Origin of the sequence: Vibrio sp. Scap24, from assembly GCF_013394185.1 — a bacterium.
In the GTDB taxonomy this organism is placed as follows: Bacteria; Pseudomonadota; Gammaproteobacteria; order Enterobacterales; family Vibrionaceae; genus Vibrio; species Vibrio pomeroyi.
This window is the reverse complement of sequence record NZ_CP041332.1, coordinates 1,726,571-1,749,379: the sequence shown is the minus strand read 5'-3', so window position 1 is coordinate 1,749,379 and position 22,809 is coordinate 1,726,571. Positions and strand designations below refer to the sequence as shown.

20 protein-coding genes and 1 pseudogene are annotated in these 22,809 nt (G+C 45.7%); 8 read left to right on the top strand and 13 right to left on the bottom strand.

All coding sequences use genetic code 11. From position 1 onward, the window contains the following. Positions 1–29 precede the first annotated feature (29 nt). Together FLM53_RS07640 and FLM53_RS07635 are read left to right on the top strand one after the other, a co-directional pair. Entirely contained in the window at positions 30–1,229 is a 1,200-nt protein-coding gene (locus FLM53_RS07640) for a multidrug effflux MFS transporter (RefSeq protein ID WP_206192966.1), read from the top strand. A 102-nt stretch (positions 1,230–1,331) separates the two neighbouring features. Continuing rightward, on the top strand, positions 1,332–1,613 hold the full coding sequence (locus tag FLM53_RS07635) for a hypothetical protein (protein ID WP_009848181.1): 282 nt from the start codon (positions 1,332–1,334) through the stop codon (positions 1,611–1,613). Between the two features lie 100 nt (positions 1,614–1,713). Here the strand turns inward: FLM53_RS07635 and FLM53_RS07630 are convergent, their stop codons facing one another. From FLM53_RS07630 to FLM53_RS07615, 4 genes are all read right to left on the bottom strand, one after another. Then, a complete protein-coding gene (locus tag FLM53_RS07630; protein ID WP_086715425.1) occupies positions 1,714–2,172 on the bottom strand; it encodes a DoxX family protein in 459 nt (152 codons plus the stop codon). Between the two features lies 1 nt (position 2,173). Then, entirely contained in the window at positions 2,174–2,941 is a 768-nt protein-coding gene (locus tag FLM53_RS07625) for a DNA-binding domain-containing protein (RefSeq protein WP_176680619.1), read from the bottom strand. Next, positions 2,938–3,798 carry a DUF692 domain-containing protein gene (locus FLM53_RS07620; RefSeq protein ID WP_176680618.1) on the bottom strand — a complete coding sequence of 287 codons (861 nt, stop codon included), beginning with the start codon at positions 3,796–3,798 and terminating at the stop codon, positions 2,938–2,940. The genes FLM53_RS07625 and FLM53_RS07620 overlap by 4 nt, the downstream gene beginning before the upstream one ends. 64 nt (positions 3,799–3,862) lie before the next feature. Then, positions 3,863–4,123 carry a DUF2282 domain-containing protein gene (locus tag FLM53_RS07615; protein ID WP_076654523.1) on the bottom strand — a complete coding sequence of 87 codons (261 nt, stop codon included), beginning with the start codon at positions 4,121–4,123 and terminating at the stop codon, positions 3,863–3,865. A gap of 264 nt (positions 4,124–4,387) precedes the next feature. Between FLM53_RS07615 and uvrD the strand changes: the two genes are divergently transcribed. Then, complete coding sequence (gene uvrD / locus FLM53_RS07610) at positions 4,388–6,562, top strand: DNA helicase II (protein ID WP_176680617.1); 2,175 nt, start codon at positions 4,388–4,390, stop codon at positions 6,560–6,562. Positions 6,563–6,683: 121 nt separating this feature from the next. On the opposite strand, the gene tpx is transcribed toward uvrD, so the two are convergent. The 5 genes and pseudogenes from tpx to rarD all read right to left on the bottom strand — a co-directional run bounded on the left by tpx (position 6,684) and on the right by rarD (position 12,355). Further along, complete coding sequence (tpx, locus tag FLM53_RS07605; RefSeq protein ID WP_176680616.1) at positions 6,684–7,181, bottom strand: thiol peroxidase; 498 nt, start codon at positions 7,179–7,181, stop codon at positions 6,684–6,686. A gap of 784 nt (positions 7,182–7,965) precedes the next feature. Beyond that, a complete protein-coding gene (gene ggt / locus FLM53_RS07600; protein ID WP_176680615.1) occupies positions 7,966–9,723 on the bottom strand; it encodes a gamma-glutamyltransferase in 1,758 nt (585 codons plus the stop codon). Positions 9,724–9,814: 91 nt separating this feature from the next. Continuing rightward, positions 9,815–10,477 (bottom strand): LysE family translocator, encoded by a 663-nt coding sequence (locus tag FLM53_RS07595; protein WP_132936178.1) that lies wholly within the window; start codon positions 10,475–10,477, stop codon positions 9,815–9,817. An 89-nt stretch (positions 10,478–10,566) separates the two neighbouring features. Next, positions 10,567–11,360: pseudogene (locus FLM53_RS07590) on the bottom strand (AraC family transcriptional regulator). An 86-nt stretch (positions 11,361–11,446) separates the two neighbouring features. Continuing rightward, positions 11,447–12,355: an EamA family transporter RarD gene (gene rarD, locus FLM53_RS07585; RefSeq protein ID WP_132936180.1), complete on the bottom strand. Its 909-nt coding sequence runs from the start codon at positions 12,353–12,355 to the stop codon at positions 11,447–11,449. Positions 12,356–12,534: 179 nt separating this feature from the next. Here rarD and recQ point away from each other — a divergent pair, with 179 nt between their 5' ends. The 3 genes from recQ (at position 12,535) to FLM53_RS07570 (ending at position 15,692) form a co-directional block, all read left to right on the top strand. Next, entirely contained in the window at positions 12,535–14,373 is a 1,839-nt protein-coding gene (recQ, locus tag FLM53_RS07580; protein ID WP_176680614.1) for an ATP-dependent DNA helicase RecQ, read from the top strand. Positions 14,374–14,438: 65 nt separating this feature from the next. Continuing rightward, the gene (locus tag FLM53_RS07575; protein ID WP_081231249.1) at positions 14,439–14,750 is read left to right on the top strand and encodes a DUF3630 family protein; all 312 of its coding nucleotides are present in this window, start codon (positions 14,439–14,441) and stop codon (positions 14,748–14,750) included. Between the two features lie 270 nt (positions 14,751–15,020). Next, entirely contained in the window at positions 15,021–15,692 is a 672-nt protein-coding gene (locus FLM53_RS07570) for a 7-cyano-7-deazaguanine/7-aminomethyl-7-deazaguanine transporter (protein ID WP_017631682.1), read from the top strand. 108 nt (positions 15,693–15,800) lie between these two features. On the opposite strand, the gene FLM53_RS07565 is transcribed toward FLM53_RS07570, so the two are convergent. Continuing rightward, positions 15,801–16,406 carry a mechanosensitive ion channel family protein gene (locus FLM53_RS07565; RefSeq protein WP_176680613.1) on the bottom strand — a complete coding sequence of 202 codons (606 nt, stop codon included), beginning with the start codon at positions 16,404–16,406 and terminating at the stop codon, positions 15,801–15,803. Positions 16,407–16,885: 479 nt separating this feature from the next. On the opposite strand from FLM53_RS07565, the gene FLM53_RS07560 reads away from it, so the two are divergent. Continuing rightward, on the top strand, positions 16,886–17,668 hold the full coding sequence (locus tag FLM53_RS07560) for a TerC family protein (protein WP_176680612.1): 783 nt from the start codon (positions 16,886–16,888) through the stop codon (positions 17,666–17,668). 46 nt (positions 17,669–17,714) lie between these two features. Here the strand turns inward: FLM53_RS07560 and FLM53_RS07555 are convergent, their stop codons facing one another. From FLM53_RS07555 to rhlB, 3 genes are all read right to left on the bottom strand, one after another. Beyond that, positions 17,715–19,193: a winged helix-turn-helix domain-containing protein gene (locus tag FLM53_RS07555; protein WP_176680611.1), complete on the bottom strand. Its 1,479-nt coding sequence runs from the start codon at positions 19,191–19,193 to the stop codon at positions 17,715–17,717. A 247-nt stretch (positions 19,194–19,440) separates the two neighbouring features. After that, positions 19,441–20,934 carry a guanosine-5'-triphosphate,3'-diphosphate diphosphatase gene (gene gppA, locus FLM53_RS07550; RefSeq protein WP_176680610.1) on the bottom strand — a complete coding sequence of 498 codons (1,494 nt, stop codon included), beginning with the start codon at positions 20,932–20,934 and terminating at the stop codon, positions 19,441–19,443. Positions 20,935–20,940: 6 nt separating this feature from the next. Beyond that, positions 20,941–22,251 carry an ATP-dependent RNA helicase RhlB gene (rhlB, locus tag FLM53_RS07545; RefSeq protein ID WP_017631297.1) on the bottom strand — a complete coding sequence of 437 codons (1,311 nt, stop codon included), beginning with the start codon at positions 22,249–22,251 and terminating at the stop codon, positions 20,941–20,943. A 111-nt stretch (positions 22,252–22,362) separates the two neighbouring features. Here rhlB and trxA point away from each other — a divergent pair, with 111 nt between their 5' ends. Continuing rightward, positions 22,363–22,689: a thioredoxin TrxA gene (gene trxA, locus FLM53_RS07540; protein WP_010440700.1), complete on the top strand. Its 327-nt coding sequence runs from the start codon at positions 22,363–22,365 to the stop codon at positions 22,687–22,689. Positions 22,690–22,809 lie beyond the last annotated feature (120 nt).

Sequence of the window (22,809 nt, the reverse complement as noted above, 5' to 3'; positions counted from 1 at the left end):
CACCTAAATTAACTCATCCGGAGAATCTTGTGCCTTCTAACGCGCTTCCAACCCCTAGTAAACTGCAGGTTGCTTTATTGGCAATGCTGGTTCTATTTAGCCCTTTGGCTATTGATATCTACCTACCAGCTCTGCCACAAATTTCGACAGCGTTTCACGTGGAACATGCACTAGCACAAGATACGATTACTTGGTTTTTATTTGCTATGGGTGTCGGCCAACTGTTTGCTGGCCCTTTGGCTGATAAGTTAGGACGTCGAACCGTTGCATTGGGAGGTGTTAGTATCTATGCATTGAGTGCTTGCTTGGCGTGGGCAGCTCAATCGATTGATATGATGCTAATAGCTCGGCTGCTACAAGGCTTAGGAGCTTGTGCGACTTCTGTAGCTGCCTTTGCAACGGTTCGCGATCTATTTGGCCCAGAGAAGAGTGGCCGAATGATCAGCTACCTCAATGGTGCGATCTGTTTTATCCCTGCATTGGCACCGATTCTTGGTGCTTGGTTAACGCATCAATTTGGCTGGCGCTCGAACTTCAGTTTTATGGCTGGTTTCGCGGTCGTCGTTGGCAGCATCTTATTCTTCCAAATGAAAGAATCTAACCCGGCGACAGAGAAGGTTGCTGTGTTCAAGCTGGAACGTTACTGGTCAGTACTGAAAACACCATCGTTCCTTTTCCATGCAACCTTATGTTTGATGGCGATGGCAGTAATTCTTGCTTATGTTACCTCAGCACCAGTCGTGTTGATGGAGAACCTAGGTTTGACGATGAACGAGTTTACCTTCTGGTTTGGTATTAACGCCGCTATCAACATCACTGCTGCATTTACGGCGCCGAAGTTTATGGACCGTTTTGGTACTTACAAGGCATTGGTTGTCGGCATCTCGACGCTGGGCTTAGCAGGTGTGATTATGTTGGTGCTTGCTGAGCACGCGACTCCAATCGCGTTCATGTTACCGATCTTCTTATCGTCGGTTGGCTTTGCTTGGATTCTTGGTGCTGCAGCAGGTAAAGCTCTAGAACCCTTTGGTGACCGTGCAGGTACGGCTGCTGCGCTACTTGGCTTGTTCCAAATGAGTGGTTCAGGACTTCTTGTGGGTACGATGCAACGTCTTGATTTAACATCGCAAGTTATGATCGCTCTACAAATGTTCCTGATTGTTCCTGCGTTATTAGTGCTCGCGAGCAAAGCGGGTAAGTCATGGCACGCGACGTTTGCTAAGGCATAAGTTACAAGGGTGACAAAATATACAAATGGCGGTTTTCGAAACGTTAAAACATGGTATATTTGTCACTCATTGAAACGTTAGTCCCCAACGGAAAATACTGTAATGTCATTAACAACCTACGAAATGGCGCGCGTCTTAGAACAAATGGAAGATGCACCTGAAAAGGTCATGTTTGGTAAACTGCTTAAAGAGCTAGGTAACCAAAGTGAAGAGCGTATTCGCAGTGCGGCAAAACAAGTTCCAATCGATACTTTGCGAGATATCATTTACCAATTTCAGCGTGTGGTAGAGTCTCGTAAGGGTGAGCAGGTTCAGCTATTGGCAAAAGAACTTGCAGAGCAAGGTATCTCTGCTGAAGAGCTACAAGCTTTTCTAAATAAGTAAGCTTATCCCAGTTAAAAAAGAAACCACTCAATTGAGTGGTTTTTTGCGTTTGGGCTGTAGCCATTTAGCTTTAGCTATTCAAAAGAGGTGAAAACTCATTTTAATTCCTGAACTGCGCTTTCAAAACTCTATCAAGCGAGAATGGTCCTGCGCCCCACACGACAACGATAAGAATCATTAATCCCCAAAGCTGATGATCGTAGAAGCCTTGATCCCACAATACAGGGTAAGACACGACAGCAATGATATTGAAAACGAACAACACCGCAGCCATAGGTCGTGTTAATAAACCGAGTGCTAAGAACACCGGCAGAATTAACTCAGCGGCAGTCCCCATGTAAGCTGCTAATTCCCAAGGTAGCAGTGGTACTTGGTATTCCAACTCAAACAAGTAAAGAGTGCTATCCCAAGTTGCTATTTTGGTTAACCCAGAATTAAAGAAGACCCACGCCACCCATAGGCGACAAAATAGTAGAAGCACCGGAACAAAAAGGGCCTGTGATTTCTCAATCAAACTGTCGTATTGAGCCATCATGTTCGTGACTGTGTTGTTATCCATGTTATGTCTCCAATTCGGCATTGATTGAAAAACCTGAGATGACGTTTAGCGCCATAACAGTATTCAGATGTTGTAGTAATAAAGGATCGATTGCTGAGAGTGTTTGACCTGATTGCAACTCAGTGAGGAGTTGGTGGCTCTCTTCACTCAAACTATGGCTCTCAACCTGTGAATTATCAGCTCGGATTAACACCCCAAATTCAGGTTGGTTGATGTCTAGTCCATCAAGTTGCTGCTGATAGATGGCTTGTTCAAGCGCGATAATCGTGTAACTAGAATGAATCAGTGTTATTGAATCTTTGAGATGAAAGACCAAAGCACCTTGCTGTTCTTGTGGTACATCGGCTAAGCAAGAAAGAGGTCTCTGGTCGGTATGTACTTGTGACGCAAGCCTTGCCAAGCTGTCTTTCTTCCATTCATACAAAGCCACTTCACCGAGATAAGGTGCAGCCTCAATAACGGCAGGAAAGGCTTTGATAGTCTGTTCAAAGTGTTCACCGTAACCACTGACATCACCAGAAGTAGATGGATAACTTAAGACATGTTGACGAGCCATCTGTTGGAAGCACTCTTCACCAACCAACATTTCAGTGAGTGGGTAGGTTGCTGTTAGAACTTCGCTCAAGCTGATCACAAAGTTATTACGGTAAATCTGGATGCGCTGTTCATCGGTAAAATGGTCGCTCACTATGTCGCAGTGCTCACCATTGTTTTGGTAGCGCAGGGCGTTAGCAAACTCCAATTGAACATCTGCTAGGGAGTGGCTCATGATGCGCGACTCCTTCGGTTGAATTTGTCGTGTTGATACAAAATGTCACTGGCTTTGGTTGCTTCAGCCAATAAAACTTGTGGTTCTGGGATATCGAGATCCCACTCAATCAAGGTATGGCGTAAACCATGTTGTGCTACCCAGTCAGTGTAGAGTTTCCACACTTCGTCACAGACAGGTTTACTGTGCGTGTCTATCCAGATCTCACCTTGTTCAAGCTTCTTTTTGGTAAAACCTGCCAAGTGAATCTCTTCCACTTTGTCTGCAGGTATTCCGCTTAGGTACTCTTCACAACTGAAGCCATGATTAAAAGATGAGACGAAAATATTATTGAAATCGAGCAGCAGGCGACACTCTGTGCGCTTTTGTACCTCAGCCAAAAACTCCCACTCTGGAATAGTAGAATGCTTGAAGGCAAGGTAACTTGATGGATTCTCAATCAACATCGGGCGTTGCAAGCTGTCTTGAACCTCGATGACATTGCGACAGAAGACTTCTAACGCTTCTTCTGTGTAAGGCAGCGGCAGCAAGTCATTGAAGTAATGCCCGCCAGTTTGACTCCAGCTGAGATGGTCAGAAACCAAGAAAGGTTCGATATCATCAATCAGGTCTTTTAACTGCACCAGATGGTGTTGATTGATACGCTCAACAGAACCAAGAGACAACCCAACACCATGACAACTTATGCTATGTGCGTTACGAATTTCTCTGAGTTGTTGGCGTTGCGGTGATTGAGCTAAAAAGTAGTTCTCGCTGTGAACCTCTAACCAACTCACTAGAGATGGATTTTGGCTAAAGAAGTCCAAGTGCGGTGTTCTAAGGCCAACCCCTGCATTGGGGTGAAGAGTTTGAGTCACAACGGTTCTCCTAATAGGAAGTGGAGGTGGGCTGAATATCAGCCCACCATACTAAGCAGCTCAATTATGATGATTGAGTGTTACCACCAGTTAATTTGCCACATAGTCCTTTAGGAACGACTACGAATGCATCGGATTGGTTGTCTTCTTTTGCTGTACCTGCACATGAGCTTGTTTTGGTTGCACAATCATTCTGGCCAGCTTTTGCCACGCCGTAGCATTTTTCTTTCGCTGCTGCTTCCGCAGGTGCTGATGTAAGAACTGCACCGCCAAACGCTAGTACACTTGTGATTGCAGCTGTAACAGCAAGATTAGAATTTTTCATAGTCATTCCCTCTAGGACTTAATAGTATTTTTACATCGCAGGTTAATGAATTGTTAACTTGCTTACTAAAAAGGATAGGAAGAACTCGGAAATAATTTCATGGCATTATAAAAAATATCAATATTAATGATGATTCGTCATTTAAGTTGCTGATTTTATGATGTTAATTTTTGATTGTTTTTTCTTCTTATTATCCTAAACGCAGCCTAGTGTTTAGGTTATAATCAACTTTTATGTATAAATACCCAGTAGTGAGCATATCCAATGATAGATCCTTCGCTTTTACTCGATGGCCTAAACGACAAACAACGTGAGGCGGTCGCGGCACCTTTAGAAAACCTACTTATTCTGGCAGGTGCTGGTAGTGGTAAAACGCGAGTGTTGGTGCATCGTATTGCTTGGCTGCAAAGCGTAGAGCAAGCATCACCGTTCTCTATCATGTCGGTTACCTTCACCAACAAAGCGGCAGCAGAGATGCGTGGTCGTATTGAAGAGTTGATGATGGGTAGCTCGTCGGGCATGTGGAACGGCACCTTCCACGGCATCTGTCACCGTATCCTTCGCGCTCACTACCTAGATGCAAAACTGCCAGAAGATTTCCAGATCATTGATTCAGATGATCAGATTCGTTTGCTGCGTCGCTTAATCAAGGCGCAAAACCTGGATGAAAAACAGTGGCCTGCCAAGCAAGCTTCTTGGTGGATCAACGGCAAGAAAGATGAAGGTCTACGCCCAAGTCACATTGATGCCTACCATGATCCAGTAACTCAAACATGGTTAAAGATCTACTCTGCTTATCAAGAGGCATGTGACCGTGCTGGCTTGGTCGATTTTGCGGAGATCTTGCTAAGAGCACACGAACTTCTGCGTGATAAGAAACATATCCGAGAGCACTACCAAGCTCGCTTCAAGCATATTTTGGTCGACGAATTCCAAGATACCAACAACATCCAATACGCTTGGCTACGCATGATGGCAGGCCCTGATTGTCGTGTGATGATCGTGGGTGACGATGACCAATCTATCTATGGCTGGCGTGGTGCTAAGATCGAAAATATTCAGAAGTTCTTGGATGAATTCCCAGGTGCTTCAACGATTCGACTAGAACAAAACTACCGTTCAACCAAAACCATTCTGCAGGCGTCGAACGAGCTTATCTCGAACAACACCGAGCGTATGGGTAAAGAGTTGTGGACCGACGGCAATGATGGCGAGCCAATCTCTGTGTACTCGGCTTACAACGAGCTCGATGAAGCGCGTTTCACGGTTAGCAAGATCAAAGAGTGGCAGGAGAAAGGCGGTGCGCTAGAAGATACCGCAATGCTTTATCGTAACAATGCCCAGTCTCGTGTTCTTGAAGAAGCTTTGATTCAAGGTGGTTTGCCTTACCGAATCTACGGCGGCATGCGATTCTTCGAGCGTCAGGAAATTCGAGATGCCTTGAGCTACATGCGCTTAATGGGTAACCGTAACGATGATGCTGCTTTTGAGCGTGTGGTAAACACACCAACGCGTGGCTTGGGTGATAAAACCCTAGAGACGATTCGTTTCGCAGCGCGTGACCGTGGTGCAACGATGTGGCAAGCAAGTCTTGCTCTGATAGAAGAACAAGTGCTGCCAGGCCGTGCTGCTGGTGCTTTGAGCCGTTTTATCGAGCTAATTAACGCGCTTGAAGACGACACGCTAGAGCTTAGCCTACATGAACAAACTGACCACGTGATCAAATCATCAGGCCTGTTTGCGATGTACGAGCAAGAAAAGGGTGAGAAGTCGAAGGCACGTATTGAGAACTTAGAAGAATTGGTAACGGCAACGCGCCAGTTTGAAAAGCCGGAAGAAGCGGATGAGATGAGCATGCTGACGGCGTTCTTAACTCACGCAGCTTTGGAAGCGGGTGAAGGTCAGGCCGATGAGTTTGATGATGCGGTTCAGTTAATGACTCTGCACAGTGCTAAAGGTCTAGAGTTTCCAATGGTATTCATGGTGGGTGTCGAAGAAGGCATGTTCCCAAGCCAGATGTCTGCCGAAGAAGCGGGGCGTTTAGAAGAAGAGCGTCGCTTGTGTTACGTAGGCATGACTCGTGCGATGGAGAAGCTTTACATCACTTATGCAGAGATGCGTCGTCTGTACGGTCAGGATAAGTACCATAAGCCATCACGTTTTATTCGTGAACTACCAGAGACCTGTCTGGATGAAGTGCGTATGAAAGCGCAAGTCAGTCGCCCTGCAAGCAGTGGTCGCTTTAGCCAAACCGCTGTGAAAGAGAACTTCAATGAAACAGGCTTTAGCTTGGGTTCTCGCGTGAAGCACCCTAAGTTTGGTGAAGGCACCATCATCAACTTTGAAGGAAGTGGTCCACAGAGTCGAGTTCAAGTGGCGTTTAACGGTGAAGGGATTAAGTGGTTAGTAACGGCTTACGCGCGTTTAGAGCAGCTTTAATCTATTACTTCAGCATCTAATAACCGTTCATTATTGAAAACAAAAAGAGCAGCCAATGGCTGCTCTTTTTTATTGCGTACCGCTTTAAGCGATCACAATAGATTACTGACGAGAGGGGATCTTACAGTGCAGCCAGTGCCGCTTCGTAGTTTGGTTCTTCAGTGATCTCTGCAACCAATTCGCTGTGCGTTACCACACCTTTTTCATCAACAACGACAACTGCACGTGTTGTTAGGCTTGCTAGTGGACCTTCAGCAATCGCCACGCCGTAGTCTGATGCGAATGTAGGAGAACGGAAAGTTGAAGCGTGTTGAACGCCTTCAATGCCTTCTAGTTCGCAGAAGCGACCTGCAGCAAATGGTAGGTCAGCAGAAATACAAACAACAACCGTGTTCTCAAGCTCTGCCGCTTTTGCGTTGAACGTACGTACGCTCGTTGCACAAGTTGCTGTGTCGATACTTGGGAAGATGTTTAGAACCACTTTCTTGCCAGCAAGAGAAGCAAGAGTCAGTTCAGAAAGATCGCCTGCAGTTAGTGCAAAGCTTGGTGCCTGTTCGCCAGTTTGCGGGAATGTGCCAGTTAGCGGTACAACAGCGCCTTTGAAGGTAACGTGTGACATGAATTTGTCCTTAGTTTAATTATGGTTATGAAACTAGTTGAGCCTAGTAAGACTTACGTTACTTGGAAGTGGTTAAGAAGTGAATGATTTAAATGTCAGAATTGTAATCAAAGGTCTTTGATTTATTTGTTTTAGGGGAATAAAAGGTGGGACGACAGATAAAGAAAAACCCCGAGAGCTTGCGCTCATCGGGGTCTATAGTCTTACTCGCAGCAATCCGGCTACTAAGTGTGCTCCATGCATCAAATCCATGATAGTGTGCTGTTATCCTTCAGCGTATTCCTTTCGTCGCCTTCCTAGCGGTGTCCTTGATCTTATCCTGATCTGCCAACAATCCTCGTTAGCGCGCTCACTTGTTCCTTGAGCGGTGTCCTTTACATCATCCTGATGTTCAGTCCTTTCCTCGTCCAGAGGTGTCCATTGTCTTTCCTTAGTAGCAACCATCCTAGTTACTATTGCGTCCATTCAATGTCCATTTCGCTATCCATGCCGATTATTCATCCTGAGTAATCGAATCTTCATCCTGAAGATAACCAAGTCCTTGGCGTTTCCTGTTCCGTGTCAGCATCCTTCCGACACCATTCATATTACCGATTCCTTATTTATCAGCAATGGTGCATAAGCGAATTTCTATATAATTATTTGAATGATAAATGTACGTATCATTTAATTTCAATTGGTTACAATGTATAGGTGCTTAATTTCGCAGTTAAATATCGATATTTACTCACTGCCTTGTGAGAGATCTCGCACAAGACAGGGAGTAAAAAGGGAGTATTTTCTCTTATTGGCCGATAGCGGCACCTTCACGACGAGGGTCTGCAGCACCTTCTAGACCATCTTTTGTGACGCGAATAGCGTGTAAACCCGAGTTAAGATCGCGAACGTTGACCTCAAATCCCATCTTTTCTAGCTCAGGTTTGAAGTTTTCCGCCGATGTTCCTTTTTCCAAATCTAAGGTTCCGAAACGGTTTAGGAAGTGTGGTTGGTTGATCGCCTGTTGGATATCCATGTCCCATTGGGTGTGGGCAATAATGGCTTGTGCCACATAACCTATGATACGGCTGCCGCCCGGAGAACCGATCGCCATGTAAGGCTTATCGTCTTGCATGATGATGGTCGGTGCCATTGAAGAACGTGGGCGTTTACCCGGTTCAAGTCGGTTCGCGATAGGCTTGCCATCGTTATGAGTCTTGAATGAGAAGTCGGTCAGTTCGTTGTTGAGCAGGAAGCCTCTTACCATCAAGCGTGAGCCAAATGCGTTCTCAATGGTGGTGGTCATCGAGACGACATTGCCATCGCTATCGACAATATTGAAGTGGCTGGTGGACGGCAGTTCGATAGACACATCTTGGCTACGTAGCATGGCGTGATCCCACGGTGGGGTGCCTGATGGTGCACTCTCTAATGCCTTTCCAGCAGTAATTAGCTGGGCACGTTCCTGCAAATAGTCAGTATTCACTAACCCTTGGGTTGGCATTGGCACGTAATCTTGGTCTGCCATGTACATACCACGGTCTGCAAAGGCTAAACGAGAAGCGTCCGCTAACACTTGCCAAGATTTCGCATCGTTTGGTCCCCATGATTTCAGATCAAACTGTTCGGTCATCGCTAAGATCTGCCCAACCGTTAATGCACCTGAACTTGGTGGTCCCATGCCACAGATATCGTAGCTCTCATAAGCGGAACAAACCGGTTCGCGTTGCTTAATTGAATACGCATCGAAGTCTTTCTGCGCTAATACGCCCGGGTTACCTTTGGCGGTTTGTACCGTGTTGATGATGTCGGCAGAAATCTCGCCTTGATAGAACGCCTTAGCACCATCCTTTGAGATAGCGTTTAGCGTTGCAGCGTATTCAGGGTTCTTAAGCAGCGTACCTGCGGTTTTTGGGCTGCCATCGGCATTGAAGAAGTAGGCTTTAGTTGTCGCAAAGCGGCTTAGTCGCTCTTGGTCATTTTCAATCAAGGTCGCTAAACGTGGGCTGATGGTAAAACCTTTTTCAGCCAGTTGAGCGATAGGTTTGATCAGCGATGCCCACTCTAACTTGCCATATTTTTGGTGAGTGTCCCACAGCAATTGGACGGTGCCCGGTGTCGCTACAGAGCGACCACCAACCACAGCATCGTAAAACTTAAGCGGTTGTCCATTTTCGTCTTGGAAAAGACGAGGTGTGGCATCAAGTGGTGCAGTTTCACGACCATCGTAGGTTTTGAGTTGCTTGTCCTTGCCATCAAAATAAACAAGGAACGCGCCACCACCAATACCTGATGACTGAGGTTCCACTAAGCCAAGCATCAGCTGCACAGCAACCATCGCATCAATCGCATTACCACCACGAGCCAGTACATCGGCACCCGCTTGGGTCGCCAGTGGGTTGGCGGCGGTGACCATCCAATCGTTGGCTTTAACGAGTTGTTTGGTTTCTAAACCACTACTTTGTTCTGGAGCGACGGAATCGGCAGCTTGATTTGCCCAACTGACGTGAGAGGCAAAAAGTAGGGTAGAAGTGGCGAGGGTTGTTAGTTTTGTTTTCCACTGCATGATCTTCTCCTTTTAATATGCAGAGCTAGATTGACAGTGGAAAGATAAGATAGCCAGTGCGTTGTTAACGAATTGTAATCTTGATTCGAATTTAGGCGATTAAACCAGACAGCGACTGCCAAAGAATACTCAGGCCAATCAGGCTGAATAGCACGCCACACAAGCCATCAATGTAGACCGTTGCTTCGCTAAGCTTCTTCTGTAGGGTTTTAGTAGAAAGCATCCACGCCAATAGCGAGAACCAGAATAGTGAAAGGCCAAATAGGATGATCAAAGCAAGGCCTTTGCCGGAAAGCGACATGTCTGCAGGAACCAAGCTCGACATCAAACTGATGAAAAATACTAAGGCTTTTGGGTTCAAGATGTTCGTCGCAAACCCTTTCGAAAAAGCCTGACGTTTATTGGTGAGAATCAGATCCTTTGAATCGACAGGATTGGTCTCATCTTCGTGATGAGTAATGATCTGCCAAGTTGCCTTTAGTGCACCAACACCGAGATACAACAAGTAGCTACCGCCAGCTAACTGTATGGTGGCGAAAAGAGTTGGGTGCTGATGAACCAGATAACTGATACCCGTCAGGCTCAACAATGAATGCAGCAAGATCCCGCAAGATAATCCCAGAGCAATGTATAAGCCAGTTTGTCGTCCGTGGCGTGTTGCGTTTTGTACCACAAGGGCAAAGTCAGGGCCTGGGCTCATCAGGGCAATAAAGTGGATAGAGGCGAGGGTGACTAATATGGTGACTTCATTCATATCTGTTCCAATAACTGGGTTGTTCTGTTGAGAGTTGTTGAGCGCAGCTTACCGTGATTTCGAATCTCTCAATTGTAAATTATCAACACTTAGTTAATTTTCGACGGGGAAACACCAAATGCGGTCTTAAATGCCTTTGAGAAATGGGCTTGATCGTAAAATCCAACTTGATGAGCGACCTCGGTTCCGCCAACACCTGACTTAATCAGTCGCATGCCTTGTTCCATACGTAAACGGCTTAGCCAAGCATAAGGGGTAATGCCCATTTTGTTCTTAAAGTGGCGTTGAAACTGTGTGGTGGTGAGATCGCACAGTTCAGACAGCTGCTCTAGGCGTACTGGTTGGTCGAGGTTTGCCATCAAATAGTCTTTTAGCGTGTTAACCGACTGAGTACCAAGCTGCACCTGAGTTTTCGATCCAAACTGAGCGTAACGATCAACTATTGTCGAAAAACCTTCGAACGGTAGGCAATCTTGAGCGAGTTGACTGATGTTTGGATTGATAAGCAGCCCATGAAGGTTGCACAATTGTAAAAAGTCGCTTGATCGGAGAGGATCAACTCAGAAAAGCTTAAAGCGTGACCATTTTCTCTGTGATCGGCAAGATCGCCCAGCCATTGCGGCGAGACAGCAAACACACTCACTTGGTAGCCAGATTCTAGCTTTGAATGGCCATCGTGCAGTTCATCAGGTGGCATCATCACCACTTGTCCTGCGCCAGCGTGGTAGCTCGTCCCTTTATAGACAAACTTTTGTTGACCCTGAGTGATTAGGCCGATGTGAAAGTCCAAATGATAGTGGCGCTGAAAGGCAAACTCTTGGTATTGAGCTTGGATCAGGCTGATATCTTGGCTAGGTGTCGAGTAGTAGTGGACTTTATCCATGGCATAAAAAAGCTTGGTTAAATTATCATCAATTCAACCAAGCTTATCTCTGTATTTATAGATTGTCTTGTAAAAAACGATCAGTGTTACTGTTTCGCGCGCTTGTTCTTTTTGCTGTGGCGCAGGCCATCAAAGCTAAAGATAACCAGAGCGCCCCAGATGAAGGCGAAGGTGATCGCTTTGTCACTGGTAAAGGCTTCACCATAGATAAGAACCGCCAACAAGAACATCAGGCTAGGACCGATGTACTGGAAGAAGCCGAGTGTCGATAGCTTCAGGCGAGTTGCTGCGCCAGTAAAACAAAGCAGCGGAACTGTGGTGATAACACCTGCTGCAATCAATAATAGGTTGAGTTGCATCGGGTTCATCGAGAAATCTGAAGTTGGGCTGTCTGCGATAAACAACAGGTAAGTTGCGGCGATAGGCAGCATCACTAATGTTTCAATGAACAAGCCAGTCTGCGCTTCTAAGCTGACCTTCTTACGCAATAAACCATAGAAACCAAAGCTGAAGGCTAGGGCAATCGCAACCACTGGCACTGAGCCAAACGCGATCAATTGAATGATAACGCCAATGGCAGCAAGGGCGACCGCAAACCATTGAAGCTTACGTAAGCGTTCGCCAAGGAAAAACATCCCGAGTAACACGTTAATCAGTGGATTGATGTAATACCCCAAACTGGCATCGAGCATGTGATTGGAGTTTACCGCCCAGATAAAGATCAGCCAGTTAGCACCCACCAAGATAGAGGTCGCCACCAAATAGAGCATTTTTGGCTTTGAGGTAAGGGTGTCGCGCACTTTACGCCAACTGCGGCTAACGTGTAGTAAAAAAGCGAGTAGGAAAAAAGACCATACTACACGGTGGCTGAGAATCTCAAATGGGGAAACTTCACTTAAGGATTTGAAATATATAGGGGCGATACCCCACATCGTGTAGGCACCAACTGCAAGCAAAATTCCTTGGCGCGTACGTTGTTGTTCTTCTTGTGTCATGCATCTTTCTCTAGCACTGAGTGCTTATTAATAAGATTTATAAGAGAGTTGGTCAGTATAGGAGCGTTAACCCTTTTCACCTAACAATTTGCGGTTTAATTCGCCAGCGTTCCCCTCTACAATGTGCGACTTGCTTGCGAATGATGCTTGCTGATTTCATACCTCGATTAGGAACCATAATGACCGCCACTCTGATTGCTGAGCAAATACCGACTCCCGCGAATGATGCGCAAAACATCCTCCAAGATGTGTTTGGCTATCAAAGCTTTCGCGATGGTCAGCAAGAGGTCATTGATCTGGCCGGTGAAGGCAGAGACAGTTTGGTGATTATGCCAACCGGTGGTGGTAAATCACTTTGTTACCAGATTCCTGCTTTGGTTCGTGAAGGGCTCACTCTGGTTATCTCACCGCTGATCTCGCTGATGAAAGACCAAGTCGACCAACTGAAGGCGAATGGTGTTGCGGCTGAGTGCATCAACTCTTCAATGCCACGTGACCAACTGATGAGTGTGTTTAATCGCATGAACTCAGGCCAATTGAAGATGGTCTATGTGTCGCCAGAACGTGTGTTGATGCGTGACTTTATCGAACGTCTTCAAGGTTTACCGCTTTCGATGATTGCGGTGGATGAGGCGCACTGTATCTCTCAATGGGGGCATGACTTCCGTCCGGAATACGCATCATTAGGCCAACTTAAACAATATTTCCCGCATGTACCTTATATGGCGCTGACGGCAACCGCCGACGATGCAACACGCAAAGACATTATCTCGCGTCTGCAGCTGGTGGATCCGCATACTTACTTGGGCAGCTTCGACCGTCCGAATATCCGCTACAACCTGGTTGAGAAGCATAAGCCCGTTTCACAGGTGGTTCGTTACCTAGAAACTCAGAAGGGCAATTGCGGCATCATCTATTGTGGTAGCCGTAAGAAAGTAGAGATGGTGACCGAGAAGCTTTGTAACAACGGTATTCGTGCTGCGGGTTATCACGCAGGTATGGATACCGATGAGCGCGCTTACGTTCAAGAAGCCTTCCAACGTGATGATATCCAGATTGTTGTCGCGACCGTGGCGTTTGGTATGGGTATCAACAAACCCAACGTTCGCTTTGTGGTGCACTTTGATATTCCACGCAACATTGAGTCTTACTATCAAGAGACTGGCCGTGCTGGTCGTGATGGCTTGCCTGCTGAAGCTATGATGTTGTTTGACCCGGCTGATATGGGTTGGCTGCGTCGTATGCTGGATGAAAAAGAAGAAGGCCCGCAAAAACAAGTTGAGATGCATAAGCTAAACGCGATGAGTGCCTTTGCCGAAGCACAAACCTGTCGTCGTCAGGTTCTGCTCAACTACTTTGGCGAATATCGCGAGAAGCAATGTGGCAACTGCGATATCTGCCTAGATCCACCAAAACACTTTGATGCGACCCAAGAGGCGCAGAAAGCCTTGTCTTGTGTGTACCGTGTGAATCAGTCGTTTGGTATGGGCTACGTAGTTGAAGTGATGCGTGGCATGCAGAACATCCGAGTGCGCGATAATGGTCACGACAAGCTGTCTACTTACGGTATTGGCCGCGATCACAGCCATGATTACTGGATCAGTATCTTCCGTCAGCTGATTCACAAAGGTTTGCTGTTCCAGAACATCACTCGTAATTCGACATTACAGCTAACAGAGGAAGCGCGTCCGCTACTGCGTGGTGAGATGTCTTTGGAATTGGCTGTGCCTCGTTTGGATACAGCGGTGCGTAATGCTAAGTCCGATAAACTCAGCAGCAAGAACTACGATAAGAAGCTGTTTGCCAAATTACGTAAGCTACGTAAATCAATTGCAGATGAAGATGGTTTGCCACCTTATGTGGTATTCAGTGATGCGACTCTGATTGATATGGCTGAAGTGCTGCCAACCTCATACGGTGAGATGCTGGCGGTTAACGGTGTTGGTCAGCGTAAACTCGATAAGTACGCAGACCCATTCTTAGATTTGATTCAAGAACACATCACGACACACGGCTAATTTGCAGAGTCGCTTAGCTTCTAAAAGCGACGAGATCATAGAACAAGAATAAGGTTGATAGGGACATGACAACACAAACAGAATTTGGCTTAAGAGAGTATTTGGCTGAGGAAGGGCGTTTATTGATTACGTCTCCAAGTTTTGATTTTGATTCTTACGAAGTGTTAGGTGAAAAGCTGGTGGCATTGTTGTCTGCTTCTGTAGTTGAAAAGCAATGGGACGCCGACATGCACTCTTGGTTGATTGATTTTGAAGATTGTCGGATGTTTTTAAAGTCTGAACATTACAGTGAATCAATTTGGTTTGAGTCGTTAAACGCAGAAGAGAGCCGAGAAGAGTTTGATTATCTCGCGGCGCTTTTTAAGCGCGGTTTTTAACTTTTAGCACAGCTTCTAAATGTAGCTTTTAAACCTGGCTTTTAAAACATAGTTTCTAACGCTATTCACCAATAAAAGTGAGAATAAACGTTTGCGTTTGTTCTCACCATTGCAGCCAATATTGATTAATGTATAATCGCCCGCCGCTCAATAGAGCAAATTATAGAAACATTTTTAATTCACATTATTGGTAAGAGCTTTCTTAGTTTATTCGAAGAAATGACTCGATTTGGGTTCCCTCACCCCCAAACCAAACTAAAAAGGTACAGCATGAGTAACTTTACCCCTGCGCAACAGCGCAAAGCCCTAGCACTATTAGTTTTGTTCCATTTGGTCATTATTGCGTCAAGCAACTATCTGGTTCAGCTACCTTTTACCGTTTTCGGTATGCACACCACTTGGGGTGCTTTCACTTTTCCGTTTATCTTCCTAGCGACTGATCTGACTGTACGCATTTTTGGTGCGCAGCTTGCTCGTAAAATCATTTTCTTAGTGATGCTACCTGCACTGGCCGTTTCTTACTTTTTGTCAGTGGTGTTCTTTGAAGGTTCATTCCAAGGGTTTAGCCAATTAGGCGAGTTCAACCTGTTTGTTGCACGTATCGCAGCGGCAAGCTTCATGGCTTACTTGCTCGGTCAGATCTTGGATGTGCACGTTTTCAACCGTTTACGTCAGCTTAAACAGTGGTGGGTTGCCCCAACGTGTTCAACGCTATTCGGTAATGCCATTGATACCATCGCTTTCTTTGCGATTGCTTTCTACCAAAGCCCAGATCCATTCATGGCTGAGCACTGGACTGAGATTGCTTTAGTCGACTACGGATTCAAACTTATCATCAGCTTAGGCTTGTTCGTTCCTATGTACGGCGTGCTTCTGAACTACATTGTCAAGAAGCTGACTGCGGTAAACCCAGACTTTAAAGCGACAGGCGTTAACGCTTAGTTGCTATCGAAATACGCGGTTATTCCCTTACTGTTAGGGATAACCGCGTTTCAACTCTCTTTCATCTTCTGCTTTCTTGCTTGCACTTCACGCCTTTTCGTTTGTATTTCATACCTTAGCTTCAATCACACTCTCTATATCCATACCTTTGTCTTTTATCGCTCTCTTGGGCGTCGATGCCGCATATTTCAAATTCTTACCGGTCACCTTAGTCACGCTTTTTTGCAGTAGCAGAGAGTTTGGGTAAGTAATGATGTTTCCTTCTGGGTGTCGAATAAGGGTATGGAACATCTTTATGTCCAATATCTTGCCTTCAATGCCGTCTCCGTCCGCTACGATGATTGAATCCCCAATGCGGTAGGGAAATACAAAGAAGATAAGAAAGCTGGCGGTGATGTTGCTTAAAATTGACCACTGAGCAATAAAACCTACGCCTATGACGGTGAATACCGAAGAGATAAAAATCGAAAAGTTACCGTAACCGATGCCACTGACAATCAAATACGTCGCAAACAAGAAACCGAAGTAAATGATACTAAAGCAGCGGTTGATAAAAGCGGTGCGTGTGGCATCAACGGTTTTCTTTTGGGCGAGGGTGATGATGGCTTTCTCTGTCGAGCGTTTAAGTAGCCAGTAGATGAAGATGAACAGCATTGCGAGCAGCAAGTCGTACTCTTTTAGCGTCATAAAAATGGTTTCGATGTAGCTTTGCATAGTGACCTCTGAATTGTTGAGGCTGCATTATTATGGCGCGCTGCTTTCAATACATCATTAAACCATTATCGTTTTATTGTCCTTCCTATTTCTCCAGTCTCTGATTGCTAAAGTAGCACCTTACCTGCCAGTTGATAATTGTAACTTACTGATATAAATGACTTTATATTCTTGTTATATCGTCTTTATCTATAGGTAACGCTTTGATGATGAAGCTATTTGACCAGTTCGTAGAATGGCCGGCCATTCACTACTGAGTTAGATTTCTGATGATACTGATTACTTTAAAATTGGCTGTCTTCTGCTTTATGAAGCTAAGAAAACAGGGCTATTTAGACGGCATTTTAGGTGCGCGCAATAACGTGGAGCCGTCATAACCATGATGACTCTATTTATTGTCCAATTAATGATGCTTTGGCTAATGGTTGAACCTTTAGCTTCTTTGGCTTGGTTGAAAATAACCCGAAGAAGAGGCTGTTATGTACGTTGATTATCTCGCGTCATTTAGCATGCTCTTGCTGCTCGAAGTTATTCTCGGTGTCGACAACATTATCTTTATCTCCATCTTGGTCGAGAAGCTGCCTGTCAGGCTCAGAAGTCGCATTCGTAATCTTGGTATTGGATTAGCGGTGTTAACTCGTATTGGCTTAGTGTTTTCTGTCACTTGGCTAATGTCGCTCACTGAACCTTTTGTCACGGTGTTTGACCGAGGATTATCGGGCAAGGACTTAATCTTGATTGTTGGGGGAGCCTTCCTTTTAGTTAAGAGCTTTAAGGAGCTGTTGGGTTGGCTACTGGCGAAAGAGAAGAAGAAAAGCGCACTCGAGAATAGTGTCACCATGATCGTGTTGCAGATTATTGCGATTGATGCGGTGTTCTCGTTTGACTCAGTGATTACTGCGGTTGCACTGGTACATAACGTTGAAATCATTATCGCTGCTATCGTTATCTCTGCGATCATCATGTTGGCGGTGGCGGAGAAGATTCAGATAACCATTACCGCTTACCCGGGCTTGAAGTTGTTGGCGCTGTTATTCCTGATTTTGCTTGGTGGATTATTGGTTGTAGAAGGGTATGGGTTACATGTGGACAAAAGCTATTTGTACGTTGCATTAGCGTTTGGATTAACACTCGAAATCTGCCATATCCTGTTAGATAGGCAGCTAACAAAAGACAAACAGTCTTCTGAACATGAACATGAACAAGCACCAGACAACCAACTGAAAAACAGCAACGCACTATCTGGTGATATGCTCCAATGATGTTCTGCTGCTAAATATTAAGCTTAACCTTGTCTAACGATAGTTATCACTCTAACTCTTTAAGCAGAGGTTCGAGATTACTGTCGAAGAAGAGAGGTGAGGCGAGTTGTATTGCTTTAAGCGAAGAGTTGCCTTGCGTCGCTTTGATGTAGAGCTCTTTCGCTGCACTGGCATTGCCACGAGACTCTTCCGCCTTCGCGAGTAACAAATAGGTCAGTATCGATTGGTTTTGTGGTGGCATCGACAATAAGATCTTCATCGCTTTTTCTGGGTCATCCTCAGAAAGGGCGATGATGGCGTTGGCATCATAGGCGCGTGCCAATTTCCCTTCAGCCAATAATCGCTCTAGCCTTGGCTTCGCATCTTGGTTCAGTTTGGCAATCGCTTGCTTTTTACTGCCTGATGAAGCGTAAAAGGTATTCATTATCTTGCCGATGTAGTTCGCCACGAACACAAAGTCATTGCTCGGATCTAATTCCTGCGCTTTTTCAAAGTAATCCATCACCATTGGCAGTTCTGCACGGTTATACAAAACACCTAAACCGCTGAGTGTGTACTTGAGCGCTTCGTCTTCTGTAGGTAGCTGGCTAATACTTTCTGTGAGCTCTTCTTTGGGTACTTTGATGTACAGAGAATCTAAGACGTCATCGACCATGCGATACAGCGTGTGATGAAGTTCTGGTAGCTCTGTAGGGTAACGACGGTTGAGGTGCGATCGATCAGAGATGTTGTTGTGATAACGCATCGTGAGTCGCGTGTGTTTGCCATCTCGACTTGGACTGGTACCAAAGGTGAGTTTGATCGCGGCAATTTTCTGTAATGGCTCACTGTGTACGATACGAATGCCACTGTAAGCACTCACGTATTCAATAAACTTGGTGACGGTGCCGTAGAGAACCGGATCGGCTCTGACATCATCACTGATATCGAGCACTACATAGCGAAACTCATAGTGTCTGAGTTGTGTTGTCGGGGCTGCTTCTTTGTTGTTAGTACTGCTGGTGGCTGAGTAGAGGATATAGCCGGACTCTAAAACGACAATCGCACCAAGCAACAAACCAATCATCAGGTTTCTTTTACTGGGTTCCGTGTCTTTCGTTTGTTCTTCGGGATGCGCTGTAGCCGTCGATGGTGAAGGCTGCGTGGTGTTTTCTGTCGCTACAGGCTCTGGCTCTGTCGTTTGTTCAGTTTCGATCTTGCTTTGGATAACATCGGCTTCGAACTTATAACCACGCTTGGGTACAGTAATGATGTAGCTGCTGTGTTGTTCTGAATTTTGCTTGAGGACTTTACGCAGCTCAAAGACGGCTTGGGTTACCACTTGGTCGGTGAGGATCATACCGCTCCACACGTGGTCGATGAGCTCGTCACGAGTATGGGTCTGCCCAGGGTTAAGGCACAGAAATTCCAAGAGCTTGGTTAAGCGCTTATCAATGGTCACTGTTTTGTTGGCAAAGAGAATCTGTCCTTCATTAGGTATGAACAGCCACTCATCCACACTAAAACACGAATTTTTCTCCAACATCCCTTTCTCCTGCATCCAAACAGAGCCCTTGTAATTTCGATCTACAATATTAACTCTATTACATAATGTAATGAATTTGTTGTAATTATCTAGTGGATTATCAGATGTGTGTGATGGATTGAGGGTTTGATGCGAAAGATACAGCGGATTGTGGTTTTCGATAGGCCTAAAAAAGCCCTCAATACAGAGAGCTTTTTGGTATTACGTTGGCGACTTTAACTTAGTAACGAGTGGCTTTATCTGTGTGTTATTGCTCGGCAATAACAAGAGGCCAGCCGATGTCGGTTTGTCTGTTCGACTCGATCTCTAGCTCTGCAGCGGTCAGCGGGTTGTCTGCTAGCCATTGCTTAGAAAGCGTTAAGGTCAGGTTGTTACCATCCGTTGTTAGCTTGAACTCAGGTTCTAGCGTTGGGTTACGACGGTGGGTTAGCAAAATAGCCAAACGCAGAATGCGTAAAATACGCTTACTGCTGGTGCCTGAGATAGCATGTTGCTCTGGCAATGAGGTTAATTGCTCACGGTAACGACGTGTTAATTCACCCAAGTAGTATTTCTGTGCTCGGGTAAAACCTGGCAGATCTAAATTCTGTAGCAGGTAAGCGCTGTGTTCGCCGCCTTTTTTGAAATCGATGGTTAAACCAATTTCGTGAAGTTTGGTTGCGGTTTGTAATAAAACACTTGCTTGAGGTTCTGAAACCCAAGCTTCTCCGCCTGCTTGATCTAGCAGAGTTTGTGCCACGACAGCCACTTGTTCACCGTAGCTTACGTCCATTTGGTAGCGTGATTGTACGCTCTTGATGGTACGTGCACGGATATCGTCTTGGCGTAGCTCATCAACCATCTCGTAGGCTAGACCTTCACGGAGTGCGCCGCCTGCGAGTGTCATTGAATCGATTTCAAGCAGCTCAAAAATCGCAATAAGAATAGAAAGACCACTTGGGAACACTAAAGCGCGTTCAAGGGTTAATCCTTCTATTTCTAGCTCTTCTAAGCGTTCAGTAATCATCGCTTGTTTCTGTAGGCGCTTAAGTTTGGCATGAGTAATAACCTCATCCATGCCTTGCGCCAACATGATTTCTTGCAGTGCTTGAACGGTACCACTGGCACCAACACACACATCCCATCCGATATCGGTGTAGCTATCTAGAATAGGAGCCAACGTCGACTTCGCCGCTTCAATGGCGTTGTTAAAGTTGGTTGCGGTTAATTGACGATCTTTAAAGTGGCGTTCAAGCCAAGTCACACAGCCCATTTTTAAGCTGGTCAGTGCTTTCGCTGAGAAGCCTTCACCGATGATCATCTCGGTACTTGCGCCACCAATATCCACGACCAGTCGGCGGCCGCTGCCACCAGAAGTATGTGCCACGCCTTTATAGATAGTCGCAGCTTCTTCTTCACCAGAGATAACATTGATGTTGTAACCAAGGATCTGGTTCGCTTTCTCGAGAAATATATCCACATTGATAGCAGTACGTAGGGTCGCTGTACCGACAATGCGGATATTTTCTTTTGGAATATCTTGCAGTCGCTCTGCAAAGAGACTCAAACAGTCCCAACCGCGCTGCATGGCTTCAGTACTAAGCGCATTATTTTCATCTAAGCCTGCAGCTAAACGCACTTTGCGCTTAATTTTAGCCATGGTTTGTACGCTGCCATCGATATGACGCACAACGAGCATATGAAAACTGTTCGACCCGAGGTCGATTGCAGCGTAAAGCGGTGGTGACACTGTTTGACTCATAAGCGACTAAGCTTCCTTGTTATGACGCGGTTGGCGTGGGCGACGGTTCTGGTTTGGTTTACGGTTACCGTTGCGTGGGCCATTGTTGTTTGAACGGCGCTGTTGCGGGTTACGTGTGCGTAAGCGCAATGGTGCTGGTAGATCTTCTAGCAGTGCAGAAGAGTCGTAGTCAGACACTGGGATAGCGTGCTCAATGTATTCTTCGATTGGCGGCAAGTTGATTGCGTAATCTTCACAAGCAAAGCTGATCGAGTGACCACTTGCGCCAGCACGACCTGTACGGCCGATACGGTGAACGTAATCTTCACAATCGTCTGGTAGGTCGAAGTTGAATACGTGTGTTACTTGAGGAATGTGTAGGCCACGTGCTGCAACGTCGGTTGCCACAAGTAGATCAACATCACCTTTAGTGAATTGCTCAAGAATTTTTTCACGTTTCTTCTGAGGAACATCGCCAGTTAGTAGGCCAACACGGTGACCATCTGCTGCTAGGTGACCCCAAACAGACTCACACTTGTGCTTAGTGTTAGCGAAGATGATAGCGCGCTCTGGCCATTCTTCTTCAACTAGCGTCTGCAGTAGTGCCATTTTGTGTTCGTTTGAAGGGTAGAACAGCTCTTCTTTGATGCGGTGACCTGTTTTACGCTCTGGTTCAACAACAACATGCTCTGGGTTGTGCATATGTTCGAACGCTAGCTCTTGTACGCGGTAAGAAAGCGTCGCAGAGAACAGCATGTTCAGGCGATCTTTTGGCTCAGGCATACGGCGGAACAAGAAGCGGATATCTTTGATGAAACCAAGATCGAACATGCGATCAGCTTCGTCAAGAACAACAGCTTGAATGTGGTTAAGGTTAAATACCTTCTGCTTGTAGAAGTCGATGATACGGCCAGTAGTACCAATTAAGATATCTGCGCCTTCTTCGATTTTACCTAGCTGCTTGTCGTAGCTTTCGCCACCGTAAGCTAATGCTGCTTTGATACCTGTGCTTGCAACTAGAGAATCAGCATCGTTGTAGATCTGAATCGCGAGTTCACGCGTTGGTGCCATAATAATCGCACGTGGCTGGTTAGGCTTACGCCCTTCATGCTCAGGTGTTTTTAGCAGGTGGTTGAAAGTAGCAGTAAGAAACGCAAGCGTTTTACCAGTACCCGTTTGGGCCTGGCCTGCAATGTCTTGGCCGGTGAGCAGTACCGGGAGCGCCAAGGCTTGGATCGGGGTACAATAATCGAACCCTTTTTTCTCCAATCCTTCAATGACTTGCGGAAGTAAATCCAAGTCGGCGAACTTTTGCTCTGTGATATGCGTCTTTTTCATTGCTATAGAATATCAGCTTAAGCTTGCAATACGAAAGTAAATACATTCCAATAGGGCATCTATTTACTGGTTATCATCCAACCAGTTCTAAAAAATACATTGGAGTGGAAGATGAGTGATAAGATTTTGCAGCTAACTGATGACGGTTTTGATAACGATGTAATCAATGCTGCAGGCCCGGTTCTTGTTGATTTTTGGGCTGAATGGTGTGGTCCTTGTAAGATGATTGCTCCGATTCTTGATGAAATCGCAGACGAGTACGAAGGCAAGCTCACTATCGGTAAACTTAATATCGACCAAAATGCTGGAACACCACCAAAGTTTGGTATTCGCGGCATTCCAACGCTTCTTCTTTTCAAAGATGGCGGCGTAGCAGCGACTAAAGTTGGTGCATTATCTAAAACTCAACTTAAAGAGTTCTTAGACGCTAACCTTTAATCAGGTCAGCATTTGAAAAGAAACCGTGCAGTTAACAAATGCGCGGTTTTGTTTTTTCTAAGCTATGGACTAGTCTTAGTTTTAGTGCTAATTTATCGCACGTTAATTGAACGAATTTCT

Coding starts and splice junctions, on each gene's coding strand:
- FLM53_RS07635 (WP_009848181.1), top strand. CDS start 1,332: ATGTCATTAACAACCTACGAAATGGCGCGCGTCTTAGAACAAATGGAA.
- FLM53_RS07630 (WP_086715425.1), bottom strand. CDS start 2,172: ATGGATAACAACACAGTCACGAACATGATGGCTCAATACGACAGTTTG.
- FLM53_RS07625 (WP_176680619.1), bottom strand. CDS start 2,941: ATGAGCCACTCCCTAGCAGATGTTCAATTGGAGTTTGCTAACGCCCTG.
- FLM53_RS07615 (WP_076654523.1), bottom strand. CDS start 4,123: ATGAAAAATTCTAATCTTGCTGTTACAGCTGCAATCACAAGTGTACTA.
- uvrD (WP_176680617.1), top strand. CDS start 4,388: ATGATAGATCCTTCGCTTTTACTCGATGGCCTAAACGACAAACAACGT.
- tpx (WP_176680616.1), bottom strand. CDS start 7,181: ATGTCACACGTTACCTTCAAAGGCGCTGTTGTACCGCTAACTGGCACA.
- ggt (WP_176680615.1), bottom strand. CDS start 9,723: ATGCAGTGGAAAACAAAACTAACAACCCTCGCCACTTCTACCCTACTT.
- FLM53_RS07595 (WP_132936178.1), bottom strand. CDS start 10,477: ATGAATGAAGTCACCATATTAGTCACCCTCGCCTCTATCCACTTTATT.
- rarD (WP_132936180.1), bottom strand. CDS start 12,355: ATGACACAAGAAGAACAACAACGTACGCGCCAAGGAATTTTGCTTGCA.
- recQ (WP_176680614.1), top strand. CDS start 12,535: ATGACCGCCACTCTGATTGCTGAGCAAATACCGACTCCCGCGAATGAT.
- FLM53_RS07575 (WP_081231249.1), top strand. CDS start 14,439: ATGACAACACAAACAGAATTTGGCTTAAGAGAGTATTTGGCTGAGGAA.
- FLM53_RS07570 (WP_017631682.1), top strand. CDS start 15,021: ATGAGTAACTTTACCCCTGCGCAACAGCGCAAAGCCCTAGCACTATTA.
- FLM53_RS07565 (WP_176680613.1), bottom strand. CDS start 16,406: ATGCAAAGCTACATCGAAACCATTTTTATGACGCTAAAAGAGTACGAC.
- FLM53_RS07560 (WP_176680612.1), top strand. CDS start 16,886: ATGTACGTTGATTATCTCGCGTCATTTAGCATGCTCTTGCTGCTCGAA.
- FLM53_RS07555 (WP_176680611.1), bottom strand. CDS start 19,193: ATGTTGGAGAAAAATTCGTGTTTTAGTGTGGATGAGTGGCTGTTCATA.
- gppA (WP_176680610.1), bottom strand. CDS start 20,934: ATGAGTCAAACAGTGTCACCACCGCTTTACGCTGCAATCGACCTCGGG.
- rhlB (WP_017631297.1), bottom strand. CDS start 22,251: ATGAAAAAGACGCATATCACAGAGCAAAAGTTCGCCGACTTGGATTTA.
- trxA (WP_010440700.1), top strand. CDS start 22,363: ATGAGTGATAAGATTTTGCAGCTAACTGATGACGGTTTTGATAACGAT.